This window comes from Burkholderia sp. AU28863 (assembly GCF_002223195.1).
Lineage (GTDB): Bacteria > Pseudomonadota > Gammaproteobacteria > Burkholderiales > Burkholderiaceae > Burkholderia > Burkholderia sola.
On the sequence record NZ_NKFE01000005.1, the window covers coordinates 333,722 to 349,089 of the forward strand.

General features: G+C 67.8%; 13 protein-coding genes. 9 read left to right on the forward strand and 4 right to left on the reverse strand.

Annotated features, from left to right (window positions below):
* The first annotated feature begins 61 nt into the window (after positions 1-61).
* Positions 62-1,678 carry an RNA repair transcriptional activator RtcR gene (gene rtcR / locus CFB81_RS18060; protein WP_089436069.1) on the forward strand — a complete coding sequence of 539 codons (1,617 nt, stop codon included), beginning with the start codon at positions 62-64 and terminating at the stop codon, positions 1,676-1,678.
* 36 nt (positions 1,679-1,714) lie between these two features.
* On the opposite strand, the gene CFB81_RS18065 is transcribed toward rtcR, so the two are convergent.
* Both CFB81_RS18065 and CFB81_RS18070 read right to left on the reverse strand, forming a co-directional pair.
* Positions 1,715-2,467 carry a bifunctional 2-polyprenyl-6-hydroxyphenol methylase/3-demethylubiquinol 3-O-methyltransferase UbiG gene (locus tag CFB81_RS18065; RefSeq protein ID WP_089436070.1) on the reverse strand — a complete coding sequence of 251 codons (753 nt, stop codon included), beginning with the start codon at positions 2,465-2,467 and terminating at the stop codon, positions 1,715-1,717.
* Positions 2,468-2,480: 13 nt separating this feature from the next.
* Positions 2,481-3,107 (reverse strand): LysE family translocator, encoded by a 627-nt coding sequence (locus CFB81_RS18070; protein WP_069617267.1) that lies wholly within the window; start codon positions 3,105-3,107, stop codon positions 2,481-2,483.
* A gap of 166 nt (positions 3,108-3,273) precedes the next feature.
* On the opposite strand from CFB81_RS18070, the gene CFB81_RS18075 reads away from it, so the two are divergent.
* The 3 genes from CFB81_RS18075 (at position 3,274) to CFB81_RS18085 (ending at position 5,728) form a co-directional block, all read left to right on the forward strand.
* Positions 3,274-4,074 (forward strand): helix-turn-helix domain-containing protein, encoded by an 801-nt coding sequence (locus tag CFB81_RS18075; RefSeq protein WP_069617268.1) that lies wholly within the window; start codon positions 3,274-3,276, stop codon positions 4,072-4,074.
* Between the two features lie 120 nt (positions 4,075-4,194).
* Positions 4,195-4,614, forward strand: a complete 420-nt coding sequence (locus tag CFB81_RS18080) for an ATP--cob(I)alamin adenosyltransferase (protein WP_069617269.1) — start codon at positions 4,195-4,197, stop codon at positions 4,612-4,614.
* A gap of 109 nt (positions 4,615-4,723) precedes the next feature.
* The gene (locus CFB81_RS18085) at positions 4,724-5,728 is read left to right on the forward strand and encodes a LysR family transcriptional regulator (RefSeq protein ID WP_089436071.1); all 1,005 of its coding nucleotides are present in this window, start codon (positions 4,724-4,726) and stop codon (positions 5,726-5,728) included.
* 226 nt (positions 5,729-5,954) lie between these two features.
* Here the strand turns inward: CFB81_RS18085 and CFB81_RS18090 are convergent, their stop codons facing one another.
* A complete protein-coding gene (locus CFB81_RS18090; RefSeq protein ID WP_089436072.1) occupies positions 5,955-6,875 on the reverse strand; it encodes a LysR substrate-binding domain-containing protein in 921 nt (306 codons plus the stop codon).
* 108 nt (positions 6,876-6,983) lie between these two features.
* Here CFB81_RS18090 and CFB81_RS18095 point away from each other — a divergent pair, with 108 nt between their 5' ends.
* Together CFB81_RS18095 and CFB81_RS18100 are read left to right on the forward strand one after the other, a co-directional pair.
* Positions 6,984-8,066 (forward strand): tartrate dehydrogenase, encoded by a 1,083-nt coding sequence (locus CFB81_RS18095; RefSeq protein ID WP_089436073.1) that lies wholly within the window; start codon positions 6,984-6,986, stop codon positions 8,064-8,066.
* Between the two features lie 169 nt (positions 8,067-8,235).
* On the forward strand, positions 8,236-9,546 hold the full coding sequence (locus tag CFB81_RS18100; RefSeq protein ID WP_089436074.1) for an MFS transporter: 1,311 nt from the start codon (positions 8,236-8,238) through the stop codon (positions 9,544-9,546).
* A gap of 78 nt (positions 9,547-9,624) precedes the next feature.
* Here CFB81_RS18100 and CFB81_RS18105 read toward each other — a convergent pair whose 3' ends face one another.
* The gene (locus CFB81_RS18105; RefSeq protein WP_089436075.1) at positions 9,625-10,140 is read right to left on the reverse strand and encodes a shikimate kinase; all 516 of its coding nucleotides are present in this window, start codon (positions 10,138-10,140) and stop codon (positions 9,625-9,627) included.
* A gap of 245 nt (positions 10,141-10,385) precedes the next feature.
* Here CFB81_RS18105 and CFB81_RS18110 point away from each other — a divergent pair, with 245 nt between their 5' ends.
* From CFB81_RS18110 to CFB81_RS18120, 3 genes are read left to right on the forward strand one after another with little or no spacing between them, the layout of a single operon-like run.
* Complete coding sequence (locus tag CFB81_RS18110; protein WP_256976249.1) at positions 10,386-12,524, forward strand: filamentous hemagglutinin N-terminal domain-containing protein; 2,139 nt, start codon at positions 10,386-10,388, stop codon at positions 12,522-12,524.
* On the forward strand, positions 12,524-14,350 hold the full coding sequence (locus CFB81_RS18115; protein WP_089436076.1) for a ShlB/FhaC/HecB family hemolysin secretion/activation protein: 1,827 nt from the start codon (positions 12,524-12,526) through the stop codon (positions 14,348-14,350). Before CFB81_RS18110 ends, CFB81_RS18115 begins: the two co-directional genes overlap by 1 nt.
* A gap of 11 nt (positions 14,351-14,361) precedes the next feature.
* Positions 14,362-15,282 carry a peptidyl-prolyl cis-trans isomerase gene (locus CFB81_RS18120; RefSeq protein WP_069618676.1) on the forward strand — a complete coding sequence of 307 codons (921 nt, stop codon included), beginning with the start codon at positions 14,362-14,364 and terminating at the stop codon, positions 15,280-15,282.
* The last annotated feature ends 86 nt before the right edge of the window (positions 15,283-15,368 follow it).

Here is a 15,368-nt window from a genome sequence, read left to right on the forward strand (position 1 = left end):
TGCTCCATCTCGCCATGCATATCCGATACAATCGGATCGCCTCTTATCCCATGAGATAAACATGCGTAAAACCGTCGCGATCGGTTTTCTCGGCATCGTGCTGGACCAGGGCGACCGCACGTCGCGTCGCTACCCGAAATGGCGGCCGACGATTTCGCTGTGCGAGCAGCCCGAACTGCCGATCGACCGGCTCGAACTGCTGTATCCGCAGGAATACGTGCGTCTCGCGCAGCACGTGCGGGACGATCTCGCGCGCGTGTCGCCGCACACCGACGTGCGGCTCACGCCGGTCACGATCCGCGATCCGTGGGATTTCGAGGAGGTCTATGCGACGCTGCACGATTTCGCACGCGCGTATCCGTTCGACCTCGAGCACGAGGATTACCTGATCCACATCACGACCGGCACGCACGTCGCGCAGATCTGCTGGTTCCTGCTGGCGGAAGCGCGCTACCTGCCCGCGCGCCTCGTGCAGACGGGGCCGCCGCAGCGGACCGACGAGGGGCCGAGCGGGCCGGGCACGATCTCGGTGATCGATCTCGACCTGTCCCGCTACAACCGGATCGCGCAGCGCTTCACGCGCGAGCGCGACGAAACGGTGTCGTTCCTGAAGGCCGGCATCGCGACGCGCAACGCGCGCTTCAATGCGCTGATCGAGCAACTGGAGCGCGTGGCCGTGCGCTCGCGCGCGCCGATGCTGCTGGTCGGGCCGACGGGGGCCGGCAAGTCGTTTCTCGCGAAGCGCGTGTACGAACTGAAGCGCGGCCGGCATCGGCTCGCGGGGCCGTTCATCGAGGTCAACTGCGCGACGCTGCGCGGCGACGCGGCGATGTCGACGCTGTTCGGTCACGTGAAGGGCGCGTTCACGGGCGCGCAGTCGGCGCGCGCGGGGCTGCTGCGCGCGGCGGACGGCGGGCTGCTGTTTCTCGACGAAATCGGCGAACTCGGGCTCGACGAACAAGCGATGCTGCTGAAGGCGATCGAGGAAAAGCGCTTCCTGCCGGTGGGCGCGGACGTCGAGGCGACCAGCGATTTCGAGCTGATCGCGGGCACGCACCGCGACCTGCGGCAGATGGTGGTGGCCGGGACGTTCCGCGAGGACCTCTATGCGCGGATCAACTTGTGGACCTACGAACTGCCGGGGCTCGCGGAGCGCCGCGAGGACATCGAGCCGAACCTCGAATTCGAGCTCGACCGTTTCGGTCGCGAGCAGGGTGAGCAGGTGCGGTTCAACGTTGAGGCGAAGCGGCGCTATCTCGCGTTCGCGACATCACCGCGCGCGATGTGGGCCGGCAACTTCCGCGAACTGTCGGCGTCGGTCACGCGGATGGCGACGCTGGCCGATGCGGGGCGGATTACCGAGGCGCTCGCCGAGCAGGAGGTCGAACGGCTGACGCGCACGTGGTCGTCGCCGGGTGGCGCTGAGACGTCCGATGCATGCGTCGACGCGGTGTTCGGCGCGCGTGCGGCGGCACTCGACCTGTTCGACCGTGCGCAGCTCGAACGCGTGCTCGACGTGTGCCGCACGTCGGCGAGCCTGTCGGAAGCCGGGCGCACGCTGTTCGCGGTGTCGCGGCAGAGCAAGAAGCAGCCGAACGATGCGGACCGATTGCGCAAGTATCTCGCGCGGTTCGGGCTCGATTGGGACGGGGTGCGGCGCGCGCTCGACGGCGTGTGACGACGAGCGGGGCGCGTGATGCCTGCGCTGCGCCCGTTACGCGCGGCAGATCGCGATGATCTCCGCGCTGGTCGCCTCGTCGAACGGGGCATGCTCCCAATCGCCGCACCAGGCGGCCGACGCGAAACCGGCCGCCGTCACGCGGGCCTGCAATTCGGATTGAGCGATGAAACGCAGCCGGCTCGTATTCGTCAGCACCGTATCGTCGCGGCGAAAGCGGTAGTGCGTGTCGAACGTCACGATCGCGCCGTCGATCGCACGCACCGCGTGATGGAGATCGACGATGCCGCATGCGTGCGACTCGACGCTGCGTGCCGACTGCGCGGGCGTCCATGCTCGCCACGGTTCGGTACGCGGGTTGCGGGTGTCGAACAGGAAACGGCCGCCGTCGGCCAGCACGCGTCGCACGCCGCGCAGCGTCGCGTCGATGTCGTCGTCGCTGAGCAGGCACTGGAACGCGTGCCCGGTCATCACGACCGTATCGAACGGCGCGCCGGGCGGCAGGCCGTCGAGCGCGCACGCGAGCCAGCGTACCGCGTCGGCGCCCGGCTGGCGTCGCGCGTAATCGATCATCGCCGGCGCGGGATCGATCGCGACGACGTCATGCCCGGCCGCCGCGAGCCGTCGCGCGAACGTGCCGGTGCCGCAGCCGAGATCGAGGATGCGTTGCCGGGCGGCGCCGATCACGGCGGCGTAGAACGCGAAGTCCCGATCGCCCGCGTTGAACAGGTCGTACACCGCGACGAGGCGCGGGTCGGTGTAGAGCAGGTCCGCGGCGACGTGCGTCATGTGGCGACGCGCATCAGCGCTGCTGCACGGCCACGCGCAGCCCGAGCGCGATGAAGATCGAGCCGATGATCTTGCCCTGCCAGCGCGTGAGCCACGTGAGCCGCTTCACGATGCGGCCGAGCGGCCGGATCGAGCATGCGATCAGCGTCGTGTAGAGCGAGCTGAGCACGACGAAGATCAGCCCGAGCACCGCGAACTGCGCGAACGTCGAGCCGCGCTCCGGGTGCACGAACTGCGGCATGAACGCGAGAAAGAACAGCGCGGTTTTCGGATTCAGCACCTCGGCGGGAATCGCCTGCAGGTACGCCTTGAGCGGCGTGACGGGCGACACCTGCGGCAACGACGGGTCGGCAGATTTCTCCAGCAGCGCGCGTACGCCGAGATAGATCAGGTACGCGGCGCCAATCAGTTTCACGACGTTGAACGCGAGCGCCGACGTCATCAGCAGCGCGGACAGGCCGACGGCCGCGAACAGCGTATGCACGAAGTCGCCGCTGGCGACGCCGAGGCCGGTCAGGATGCCGGTCTTGCGGCCGCCCTGCACGGTGCGGCTCAGCACGAGCAGCACGGCGGGGCCGGGGATCAGGAACAGGCCCAGAACGACGGCCGTGAAGGTGGTCAGCGTGGTCAGGTCGAACATGGCGGCTCCGGCAGGTTGGCGCAGCGGCGGGGATCTGCGGATTGTATTCGGTTCGGCGCGTGGCCGCAGACGGCCGTTTTCGAACGGCGCGGCCGCGCCGGCGCCTTTCTGGTATAAGCACGAAAGGACGCGCCGGCGTCCGGCCTTCTTTACAGCCCGTCGTTCCATGCGCGACCTTCCACCGATCACCGATCCCGCCGCGGACGCCGACGTCTATCACGTGCCGCGTCCGCTCGTCGTGTTCGGCGGCTCGGTCGTCGAGCCCGAATGGCGGCTCGAGCGGCACAGCCATCGCCAGGCGCAACTGCTTTACACGCTGACCGGCGTCGTCTATTGCGAGATCGACGGCGGCGTGTGGACTGCGCCGCCGCAATGCACGGTCTGGATTCCGGGCGACGTCCCGCATGCGGCGCGTGGTTCGGCCGGCGCGACCTTCTACGCGGTGCTGGTCGAACCCGACGCGGCGCTCGAGCTGCCCACGCGCTGCTGCACGCTGGCCATGTCGCCGCTGTTGCGCGAACTGCTGCTGAAGGCGGCCAGCTTCCCGAACCTGTACGACGTCGACGGGCCGCAGGGGCGGCTGGTGGCGACGCTGCTCGACGAACTCGTCGCGGCGCCGGTCGAGGATCTGTACCTGCCGATGCCGGCCGACCGCCGGTTGCGCAAGCTGATCGACCATTTGCTCGACGATCCGGCCGACAAGTCGCCGCTGCCCGAACTCGCGCGGCGCGCGGGCATCAGCGAGCGCAGCCTCACGCGGCTCGCGACGAAGGAACTCGGGATGAGCCTCGGCGACTGGCGCCGTCGGCTGCACGTCGCGCTGTCGCTGCGGATGCTGACAACCGGCCGCCGCGTGCACCAGATCGCGATCGATCTCGGCTACGAGAGCGCGAGCAGTTTCGTCACGATGTTCCGCAAGGCGACCGGCAAGTCGCCCACGCAATTCCTGACCGATCGGCAACGCTGACCGTTCACGCGGCGCGCTCGCGCACGTTTGGCCGGATTGAAAAAGCAGTTGGCCGGGATGAGAAATGACGCATCGGGTCTCGATCCATAAGATGAGAATCGTTCTCATCTGGAGGTCGACATGCAAATCGTCACGACTGAATTCCCGTTTGTCTGGCTGCGTTACAGCGGCTCGACCCACACCGATCCCGCTCACCTGATTGCCGAACTCGACGCGTTGCTCGCGCGCCGCGAGCGCTTCGTTTTGCTGACCGACGATGCGCCGTCCGGCGACGATCGCGCGGACAACGATCACGAGATGCGCAAACAGCTCGCGAAGTGGAGCAAGGCCAACCGCGCGCTGTCGCGCGAACGGATCCCCGGGATGATCGCGATCGAGCCCAATGCGGCGCGGCGCGTGGCGCTCAATGCGTTTTCGGGCGCCTTCGAGAAGGTTTGGGGCTATCCGCTGAGCGCGGCGGCGAGCCGCGACGACGCACTGGCGCTCGCGCAACGGCTGCTCGCCGAACCGGCGCCCGGCGTCGCGGCGGCGAACGCGTGACCCGACGGCCGCGCGGGTCGCGCGGCTTGCGCCGACATCGGCATCGACATCGACACGCACGGTGCGCGAACGCGCGCCGCGGCATATCGCAACCACGCAGAGGTGTTGGGTGGACAATCCGATCCGCGCGATGCGCATCTTCACGCGCATCGTCGAAATGAACAGCTTCACGCGCGCGGCGCAGGCGCTCGGCATTTCGCGCGCCACGGCGACGCGCACCGTGCAGGAACTCGAGGCGGCGCTCGGCATGCCGCTGCTGGTGCGCACGACGCGCGCGTTGCGGGCGACGCCCGAAGGCGACGCGTATTACCGGCGCTGCGTCAGCATCACCGCGGACGTCGACGAGCTCGAAGCGAGCATCCGCGGTGCCGCGCTGCATCCGAGCGGACCGTTGCGCGTCGAATTGCCGGCGTCGGTGGCAGGTGCGATCGTGTTGCCGGCGCTCGGCGCATTTCATGCACGGCATCCCGATCTCGAGCTGATGCTCGCCATGGCCGGGCGCGCGGGCGATCGCATCGGCGACGCGATCGACTGCAGCGTCCGGCTCGGTGCGCTGCCCGATTCGTCGCTCGTCGCGCGTCGGCTCGGCTCGCTCGAGCGCGTGACGTGCGCGAGCCCCGCGTATCTCGACCGCTTCGGCGTGCCGCGCACGCTCGACGATCTGGATGCGCATCGCGCGGTAGCCGGGTCGCACGTATCCGGCCAGCGTCCGGGCGAGCTCGAGTTCGTGGTGGACGACGCGGTGCGCAAGGTGCAGCTCGACGGTATCGTCAGTGTGGACGACGAGCAGGCGTATCTCGCCTGCGGCGTGCACGGTCTCGGGCTGATCCAGCCGACGCGCGTCGCCGCGCAGCCCCTGATCGACGCGGGGCGGTTGCGGGAAGTGCTGCCACGCTGGCAACCCGATGCGCTCGCGGTGTCGGCCGTCTATGTGAAGCGCCCGCATGTGTCGCCCGGCGTGCGGGCGTTCGTCGACTGGATCGCTGAGCGGTTCGTACAAGCTGGGCACGAGCAGGAAGGGCTGGCGGCGGCGGGGGCAGTGGGGTGGCGGCCGGCGCTGCCGGGTGCGGTTGCTACCGGCGATCGCTACAGCGGGCTGGTAGCGGTGGCCTGATGGCGGTATGCCAGCGGAAAGTCGTCAAGCGGTTGCGAGGCGGAACGCGCTGGCCATCTGATCCATATCGGAGGGTGTAAATATTTTGGCGATTTAGCACGAAATTCGCCGGAATATTTACATCGTATGCCGCAGGGCCAGCAGTGCAGCGGCCTACGGAGAGGCACAGGCGTGCGCATGCCCGCAGCACCGACAGCCAACCCGCATGAGGTGCGGAATACCCGCCTTACACCACCCTAAACCGCCCGAATTCCTCCGCCAGAAAATCGACGAACGCGCGAATCCGCGTGGACATCTGGTGACGCTGCGCATACACCGCGTAGATGTCGGCGCTCGGCGTTTCGTGCTCGGGCAGCACGACGACCAGCCTGCCGTCGGCGAGATAGTCGCGCAGATCCCATTCCGCGCGCATCAGGATCCCGTGCCCGTCGAGCGCCCACTTCACCGCGATCTCGCCGTCGTTCGTCGTCAGGTTGCCGTTGATTCGCACGGCTTCCGTGTGGCGGGCCGCGCCGCGTCCGCTCGTCAGGCGCCACACGCCGTAGCCCTCGTCGCCTTGCCGGATGCCGATGCAGTTGTGCCGCGTCAGGTCGTGCGGCGTGCCGGGCGTCCCGTGGCGCGCGAGATACGCGGGCGCCGCGCACAGCAGCCGGCGGTTCGGCGCGAGCCGCCGCGCGACGACGCGCGTGTCGGGCGGTTCGCCGAAGCGGATGCACACGTCGAACGCGTCGTCGGTGAGCGGCGGTGGCATCACCGACAACTGCAGCTGCACCGACACCTCCGGATAGCGTGCGATGAAGCGCGAGATCGCCGGACCGACGTGGCTGCGCCCGAAACCGAGCGTCGCGTTCACGCGCAGCAGGCCTTTCGGCCGCTGCTTCGCGCTGCCGAGCAGCTCGCCGAGTTCGTCCATCTGGTCGAGGATCCGCCGCGCGTAGTCGAGATACACGTCGCCTTCCGGCGTCAGCATCATCCGCCGCGTCGTGCGATTGACGAGCGTCACGCCCGCGCGCCGCTCCATCTGCGTGAGCCGCTTGCTGACGGCCGCCGCGGTCAGCCCGAGTTCGCGCGCGGCCGCGCTCAGGCTGCCCGACGCGGCCAGCGTCGAAAAGAAGCCGAGATCGGCCGGCTGGACGGTATCCGCCATGACGGGATTCATGAATTGAAGTTAAAGATGCTTTGAGTATAGCCCCGGTTTCCGTACTTCCGGTTCGGTAAAGTGCGTTCACGCTCATGATCAACCGAGGATGTCCCCATGAAGACCTACCGTATCGCAACGATTCCCGGCGACGGCATCGGCAAGGAAGTGGTGCCTGCCGGCAAGCAGCTGCTGGAAGCGCTGGCCCGCGGCAGCGACCGCTTTGCGTTCGACTTCGAGGATTTCGACTGGGGCGCCGATTACTACCGCCGGCACGGCGCGATGATGCCGGCCGACGGCCTCGACGCGCTGCGCGGCAAGGACGCGATCCTGTTCGGCTCCGCGGGCGACCCGGACGTGCCCGACCACGTGACGCTGTGGGGGCTGCGCCTGAAGATCTGCCAGGGCTTCGACCAGTACGCGAACGTGCGCCCGACGCGCATCCTGCCCGGCATCGACGCGCCGCTGAAGCGTTGCGGGCCGGACGACCTGAACTGGGTGATCGTCCGTGAGAACTCCGAAGGCGAATACGCGGGCGTCGGCGGCCGCGTGCACCAGGGCCATCCGATCGAGGCTGCGACCGACGTGTCGATTCTCACGCGCGCCGGCGTCGAACGGATCATGCGCTTCGCGTTCCGGCTCGCGCAGTCGCGGCCGCGCAAGCTGCTGACCGTGATCACGAAGAGCAACGCGCAGCGGCACGCGATGGTGATGTGGGACGAGATCGCGAAACAGGTCGCGCAGGAGTTTCCCGACGTGACGTGGGACAAGGAGCTCGTCGACGCGGCGACCGCGCGCATGGTCAACCGCCCGGCGTCGCTTGACACGATCGTCGCGACCAACCTGCACGCGGACATCCTCAGCGATCTCGCCGCCGCGCTCGCGGGCAGCCTCGGCATCGCGCCGACCGGCAACATCGATCCCGAGCGCCGCTATCCGTCGATGTTCGAGCCGATCCACGGTTCCGCGTTCGACATCATGGGCAAGGGGCTCGCGAATCCGGTCGGCACGTTCTGGTCGGTCGTGATGCTGCTCGAACATCTCGGCGAGACGGACGCCGCCGCGCGCGTGATGCAGGCGATCGAGGCCGTGACGACCGACCCGTCGCTGCATACGCGCGACCTCGGCGGCAGCGCGACGACCGTGCAAGTGACGGCGGCCGTCTGCGAGCGCGTCGCGAACGCGGCGGTCGCGGCCTGACGGCGGCGACGCGGTGACGGCCGCGCGTGCGCGCAGCCGGGCGCCGCCCGCTCGCTTCACTCACGCATTTTCAGCCCGCGACTCGCGCATGCGACGCGAGCCGGGCGCCGGCCGGCGCGCGAGGTCCATCGACCGACGGCGCACGGCCCGACCTCGAAGGAGGAGACACATGCAGGCGGATCTGGAAACCCGCGTCGCGCGGAAACTGATGTGGCGCATCATTCCGTTCGTGATGCTGCTTTACTTCGTCAGCTTTCTCGATCGCGTCAACGTCGGCTTCGCGGCGATGACGATGAACAAGGCGATCGGCCTGTCGCCGACCGCGTTCGGCTTCGGCGGAGGCCTGTTCTTCATCGGCTACTTTCTGTTCGAAGTGCCAAGCAACCTGGTTCTCCATCGCGTCGGCGCGCGCATCTGGATCGCGCGCGTGATGATCACGTGGGGGATCGTGTCGGCGGTGTCGGCGTTCGCGGCCGGGCCGACGAGCTTCTACGTGCTGCGCTTCCTGCTCGGCATGGCCGAAGCCGGTTTCTTCCCCGGCATCATCCTGTACCTGAGCCTGTGGTTTCCCGCGAAGCAGCGCGCGGTGGCCGCCGCGTGGTTCATGGCGGCCGCACCGATCTCGACCGCGATCGGTTCGCCGCTGTCGGGCGCGATCATGCAGATGCCGCCGATGTTCGGGCTTGCCGACTGGCAGATGCTGTACATCGTCGAAGCGCTGCCGGCGGTCGTGCTCGGCTTCGTCGTGCTGAAGCGCCTGACCGATGCGCCGTCGCAGGCCGCGTGGCTGCGCGCCGACGAGCGCGACTGGCTGATCGCGAAGCTGAAAGCGGAAGCGGATGCGCGCCACACGCATGCCGGGCATACGGCCGGCGCGTGGCAGGCGCTGCGCGACCCGCGCGTGCTGGCGCTCGCGCTGATCTACTTCGGCACGTCGGCGGGGCTCTATACGCTGGGCCTGTGGGCGCCGCTGATGGTCAAGCAGTTCGGTTTCACCGCGTTGCAGACGGGCCTGCTGACCGGCATTCCGAGCATCGCCGCCGTGGTCGCGATGATCGTGTGGGCGCGGCACTCGGATCGCACCGGCGAGCGCACGTGGCATGTTGTGATTCCGTGCGTGCTGGCCTGCATCGGCTTCGTGTTCGCGGGACAGGCGAGCACTGCGTTGCTGACCGTGCTCGCGCTGGTGGTCGTCAACATCGGGATCAGTGCCGCGAAGGCGCCGCTATGGGCGATGCCGAGCGCGTTCCTGTCGGGAGCCGGCGCGGCGGCGGGGATCGCGATGATCAACTCGATCGGCAATCTCGGTGGGTTCGTCGGGCCGTTCGCGATCGGCTGGCTCAAGCATGTGACGGGCGGGTATGCGGCGGGGCTGTATGTGGTCGCGGGGACGCTCGCGGTGTCGGCGGTGGTGACGCTGATGTTGAGCCGGAAGGGGGCACGGGAGCAAGTCGTGTCGGGTGTACGGCAACATCATTGAGAGCGGCGCGCGTTCGCTTGCATGCGTCCGGACGTGCATGTGGTGCGCCGGCGACGGCGCACCACCGAAGCAGTCGCGTCAATGGGCGGGAAAGGCCACGCGGCGAGCGATCTCCGTCGCGCACACGTTGGCCGATGCGCTCGACGTATCGATCACGCAATCGCTGAACGCGCGCGACGCATATCCTTCCCGATACATCTGCGCGATCCGTTGCCGCTCCCAGTCCGTCAACACACGCTCCCCCCGATTCGATCGCGCAACCGCTTCGGGCGGCGCCAGCGTGACGACGAACAATCGCGCATCGCGCGCGTCGCACGCCGCGCGCAGCCGCTCGAATTCCGCTTCGCCGATTGGATAGGCGATCACGAGGTGGCGTTCGCGCGCTTGCGCGATCTGCGTGACCAGACGCTCCAGTGCGATGGCCCATTGCACGTCGAACGGCGCATCTTCAGGCGCGTCGTGATCGTCGCCGTCGATGAAGCGCGCGTCGGGCAGCAGGCGTGAGAGTGCGAGGCCGATCGTCGTCTTGCCGCTATTGATCGGGCCGTTCAGGTGGATGACGGTGAGCGGCGTGTTCGTCGATGTAAAGGACATGGGGAGCGGGATTGATGGGACGCCTTCATTGTGCCTCGGCTTGAAATCTATTTGTAATGTCGACTCCGAAGCGATTAGAAAAATTATTCGATAAAGCGCCCTAAAGAAAGGCGTGGCCCCGCCGTTACTCTTTCTCGGTATCTCAAAAAAAGTATGACGAAAGCAGTACGACCACACGACCAAAAAACCGAGGGCGCACGGCCGGCGAAGCCGTGCGCGGGATCAGAATGGGATGCACCGATTCAATGGGGCGCGCAGGCAGCGGGGGCTGGCGCGCGCTGTGCCTTTGCCTCGCCGTAACGGGACTGCTGCCGCATTGCGCCGCGGCCGCGGGGATCGTCGCGGACGGCGGCACGCCCACGAGCGTGTCGGTCGGGCCGAATGGCCGGCAGCTCGTCAATCTTGCGCCGGCGGTCGCCGGCGTATCGAGCAACACGTATTCGTCGTTCAACGTGACGGCGGCCGGTGCGACGCTGAACAACGTCGGCATCAATGCGCGCACGATCGTCAACCAGGTGACGAGCACGAACCGCAGCCTGATCGAAGGCGAGATCGCCGTGGCGGGGCCGCGCGCGAACGTCGTGCTTGCGAACCCGAACGGCATCACAGTCAACGGCGGATCGTTCGTCAATACGGGGCACGTCGCGCTGTCGACCGGCAACGTGAGCTTCAACGACCTGCAGATCGCCCCCGGCGTGATCCAGCGCAACATCGTGCTCGATACGTCGACCGGCACGATCGTCGTCGGTCCGGGCGGCCTGGCCGGCGCGCTGATCGGGCTGGATCTGATCGCGAAGAACATCGTCGTGGACGGTGCGATCGACAACACGTTTTCGTCGGCGACGGCCGGCGTGCGCCTGCTGGCCGGACGCAGCCGTGTCGAGCTGAACACGGGGCTGTCGCCGAACGACAACGCCAACGACTGGCTCTCGCGTACCGCGACGACCCAGCCGGACACCGCATCGTCCTACGCGATCGACATCACGGCCGCGGGCAGCGTGACGAGCGGGCGCGTGCAGTTGATCGTCACGGACCGTGGCCCCGGCGTGCGCAGCGCCGGCGCGATGAATGCGTCGCTCGGGGATTTCACGCTGACGTCGAACGGCAACGTCGAGATGTCCAGAGCGAAGATCGACGTCGCGCGAGACCTCGACGTCACCGTGCAGGGCGACATGACGCTGACCGACACCGACCTGAAGTCGCGCGGCGGTCACGCGAATGTGTCGACAGCCGATGCGATCGCGTTGACGGGCAGCAGCCTGATGGCGTCGGGCAGCGTCAAGCTGAGCGGCGCGGGCATCGCGCTGAATCCCGACGACGCGATGAAGGGCGCCACCGTGGCATCGTCGCAAAGCGGCGTGGTGCTCAAGAGCGCGGCGGACATCGTGAACGTCGGCTCGCTGGTGCAAGGGCAGACCGCGATCGACGCGGATCCGGATTCCGCGGGCGCGGTCACGCTGAACGCGGCGGGCCGCATCCTGAACCAGTCGCTGCCGCAGACGCGGATCGGCATCCTGTTCGGCGTTCAGGGCGACGTGTCGCTGACCGCGGGCGCCGAGGTCGTCAACCGGAATGCACGGATCCTGTCGAACCGGAACGTTTCGATCGACGCGGGCGGAGATCTGCAGAACATCGTCGACCACAGCACCGGCGTGCAGAACGGTGCGGTGGTCGGCTTCTCCGAGCAGGGCGGCCGCTTCCTGTTCTTCAAGCATCGTAGCGACGGTTTCACCGTCGACTATGGCGCGCTGGCCGACGCATCGAAACTCGCGTACATCACGGCCGATGCGGGCAACGTGACCATACGCGCCGCGAACGTGACGAATATCGGCGGATCGATCCTGTCGAATGGCGGCGCGATCGACATCGCCGCGCGCGAAAACATCCTCACGCAAGCTGTTTTCACCGGGCAGGCAGCGTACCGGCGCTCGTGTTTCGTGTTCTGCCGCGCGAGCGCATCGTCGAACGTGCAGGCGTTCGGCGGCGTGATCGAGGCCAACGCCGACATCCAGCTGAAAGCCGGTACGCAGATCACGAACACGGGCGGAACCGTGCTCGCGCTCGGCGCATTGACGCTCGACGCGCCGAAAACGCTTGCGCAGGGGGTGCCGGGCTATACGGTGATCAACCGCGACCACGACCTGAAAGCGTGGTTCGGCAATCGTTGGGCGGCGATCTATGCGGCCGACACCGGCGGTGTGTTTACCGGCGGAACCGGCAAGGTACGCCTGACCGGCGAGGCCGACATCGAAGGCGGCGCGTACAGCGCGCCCGAAGGTGTGCTCGCCGCGGGCGGCGTCGTGACGATCCGGCCGCCGCATCGCGATCTCGTGACGATCGGCAACCGCAACCACATGGGCCTTGTGTCGTGGTTCGGCCTGTGATGTCGCACAAGAATCACCGCATTGCCGCCGCGCTCGCGTTGACGATCGGCGCGATGTCGCCGTGCGCGCATGCACAGCTCGCGGGCGCGCTGCCGGCCGGCGCGCTTCCGGGCCTTGGCGCGCTCCCGGCCGGGCTTGCGGTGCCGCGTGCGGAACAGGATCCCGCGCAACGTCTGCTGCAGGAGCAGCGCGACCGGCAGCGCCGCGACGAGATCGCGCAACCGCCGGCGCAGATCGCGGTGCCCGAGCAGCCGGCGATGCCCGACCTGCCGCCGGGCGCCGACGTCGACACGCTGCCGGACGTCGCGCCGACGTTCCTGATCGAGCGGATCGAATTCACCGGCGACGCGATCCTCGGGCAGCGCGAACTGGACCGTATCGCGGCGCCGTTCATCGGCAAGCAACTCGGGCGCAACCGGATCAACCTGCTGCTGCGCCGGCTGACCGAAGCGTTCATTGCGCGCGGCTACATCACGACGCGTGCGTACCTCGGGCCGCAGAATCTCGCGTCCGGCACGCTGAAGATCAATCTCGTTCCCGGCCGCGTGGCCGCGTTGACGCTGAACGGCAAACCGCTGAGGCCGCGCGATCTCGACGAGAAGTGGTACGAAGTGCGCGGCGGCGGGTGGCTGACCGAAGCCGGCACCGCATGGGCGTTCGCGAGCACGCCGGGCGATGTGCTACGTCTGCCCGATCTGGAGCAGGGCGTCGACCAGATCAACCGGTTGCGGCGCAATCAGGCCGAAATCCGGATTCTCCCCGGCGAAGCGCCGGGCGATTCGATCGTCGCGATCTCGAACCGCTACGGCGACCGTCTTCATTACGATTTCGGCATCGACAACTACGGCAGCGCGCAGACCGGCAAGACGCGCTATCGCGCCGGTGTCGAAGCCGACAACGTGATCGGGCTGCAGGAGTCGCTGTCGTTCAGCTACGTCGGGACGACCGACACGAATGCGGTCGTGTTGTCGGCGGCGGTGCCGTACGGCTATCAAACGTTCAGCTACACGGCGTCGATGTCCGAGTACCAGCAGGCGATTGGCGACGTCGCGCTGATCGCGGGGCGCACGTTCAGCCAGATGCTCGGCTGGAACGACGTGCTGATGCGTTCGCCGCGCGGGCGCATGAGCGTCGACGTGACGCTCAACAAGCTGCGCACCGAGCGCGACCTCAACGGCATTCCGTTGTCGCCGCAGAACCTGACGGTGTTGCGTGTCGCGCTGAACGGGCTGTCCCGCTTCGTCATGCGCGATCAGGGTGCGGCCGCGACCTGGGATGTCGGCGTGTCGCAGGGTTTGCCTTGGCTGGCGGCCAGCCACGATGCATCGGACATCGGCATCGACGATGCGCACAGCCAGTTCACGAAGCTCGATGCCACCGGCACGCTGCAGTTCACGCTCGGCAATTTTGCCGGTTCCATCTGGGCGTATCGCGGCACGCTTCGCGCGCAGTACAGCCGCGTCGCGCTGTTCGGCAACGAGCAGATCTTTCTGGGCGGCATGGGCTCGGTGCGCGGGTTTACCGAAGGCGGGATCGCCGGTGACAGCGGCGCATTCGTGCGCAACGAGCTGGCCTGGCAGAACGTGCCGGCGTGGCACGACGCGCGCCTCGAACCATACGTGTTTCTGGACGGCGGCAAGACGCACCTGAACGCGCAAGGCGGCTGGCCCTCGCTCGTCGGCACGGGTGTCGGCGCGCGCGCGCAATGGCGTTTGAAAGGCGGAACCCTGTCGACCGAAGTGCTGGTCGGGCAGGCGCTCGCGCAACCGGCCGCACTCGGCAAGAAGGCCAGCGTGTTGCTGGCAACACTCAACTGGACGGACTGATGGAGAACTTCATGAATCGCCTGTCGAACGGTCGCGAGATCGCGATGCAACCCAACCTGTCGACGCGTATTCGCAAGATCGGCGTCGCGCTCGTCGCGGCGATGCTTTGCGGCGCTATCGTCCCGCACGCGTACGCGGTCCCCAAGGCGGCGAAGAAACCGGCCGATGCAACCGCCGCGATGCCCGCCGATGCGATCGCGAGCGTGAACGGCGTGCCGATCCTGCAAGCGCAGGTCGACGAAGCCGTGCGCGCGTCGAAGGCGCCCGATACGCCGGCGCTGCGCGCGGCGCTGAAGAACCAGCTGATCGCACGCGAGCTGTTTCGACAGGCGGCGCTCAAGCAGCACTACGACACGAAGCCGCAGGTCGTTGCCGCCGTCGAGCAGGCGAAGGCGCTCGCGATGACGCAGGCGTACCTGCGCGATCAGGTCAAGCCGGCGCCCGTCACGGACGCGGACGTCAAGGCGCGCTACGACGCGGTTGTCGCGACGCTCGGCGAGAACGAATACAAGCCGAGCGTGATCGCGGTCAACGACGCGGACACCGCCAAGCAGATCCTCTCGCGGCTCAAGAAAGGCGAGGACTTCGGCGCGCTCGCGCGGCAGTTCAGCAAGGGGCCGGCCGCGGCGCAAGGTGGCGCGCTGAACTGGATCTCGTTCAAGACGCCGATCGAAGCAGGCCACACGCAGAACTGGCCGCAGCCGCTCGCCGAAGCGCTCGTGAAACTGCCGCAGGGCGGGCTGACGCGCGAACCCGTGCAGGTCGGCGATGCGTACTGGATCGTGCGCGCCGACGACAGGCGCCCGACGCAGGTGCCGCCGTTCGACCAGGCGAAAGACACGCTGCGGCAACAACTCGAGCAGGTCGCGATGGAGAAGGCGACCGCGCAGGTCGTTGCGGATCTGATCCGCAACGCGCGGATCCAGCAGTAGGCGGCAAGCAGTAGGTAGCAAGCAGCAGCGTCGGGCAGCCGCCCGGCGAACACGCATGCGATGCCGGGCGGGGAAACCCGGCATCG

What these genes read in the sequence shown, in the direction of transcription:
- CFB81_RS18110 (WP_256976249.1), top strand. Translation starts at nt 10,386, where the DNA reads ATGGGGCGCGCAGGCAGCGGGGGCTGGCGCGCGCTGTGCCTTTGCCTC.
- CFB81_RS18105 (WP_089436075.1), bottom strand. Translation starts at nt 10,140, where the DNA reads ATGTCCTTTACATCGACGAACACGCCGCTCACCGTCATCCACCTGAAC.
- CFB81_RS18090 (WP_089436072.1), bottom strand. Translation starts at nt 6,875, where the DNA reads ATGGCGGATACCGTCCAGCCGGCCGATCTCGGCTTCTTTTCGACGCTG.
- CFB81_RS18065 (WP_089436070.1), bottom strand. Translation starts at nt 2,467, where the DNA reads ATGACGCACGTCGCCGCGGACCTGCTCTACACCGACCCGCGCCTCGTC.
- CFB81_RS18100 (WP_089436074.1), top strand. Translation starts at nt 8,236, where the DNA reads ATGCAGGCGGATCTGGAAACCCGCGTCGCGCGGAAACTGATGTGGCGC.
- CFB81_RS18120 (WP_069618676.1), top strand. Translation starts at nt 14,362, where the DNA reads ATGAATCGCCTGTCGAACGGTCGCGAGATCGCGATGCAACCCAACCTG.
- CFB81_RS18080 (WP_069617269.1), top strand. Translation starts at nt 4,195, where the DNA reads ATGCAAATCGTCACGACTGAATTCCCGTTTGTCTGGCTGCGTTACAGC.
- CFB81_RS18115 (WP_089436076.1), top strand. Translation starts at nt 12,524, where the DNA reads ATGTCGCACAAGAATCACCGCATTGCCGCCGCGCTCGCGTTGACGATC.
- CFB81_RS18075 (WP_069617268.1), top strand. Translation starts at nt 3,274, where the DNA reads ATGCGCGACCTTCCACCGATCACCGATCCCGCCGCGGACGCCGACGTC.
- CFB81_RS18095 (WP_089436073.1), top strand. Translation starts at nt 6,984, where the DNA reads ATGAAGACCTACCGTATCGCAACGATTCCCGGCGACGGCATCGGCAAG.
- CFB81_RS18070 (WP_069617267.1), bottom strand. Translation starts at nt 3,107, where the DNA reads ATGTTCGACCTGACCACGCTGACCACCTTCACGGCCGTCGTTCTGGGC.
- rtcR (WP_089436069.1), top strand. Translation starts at nt 62, where the DNA reads ATGCGTAAAACCGTCGCGATCGGTTTTCTCGGCATCGTGCTGGACCAG.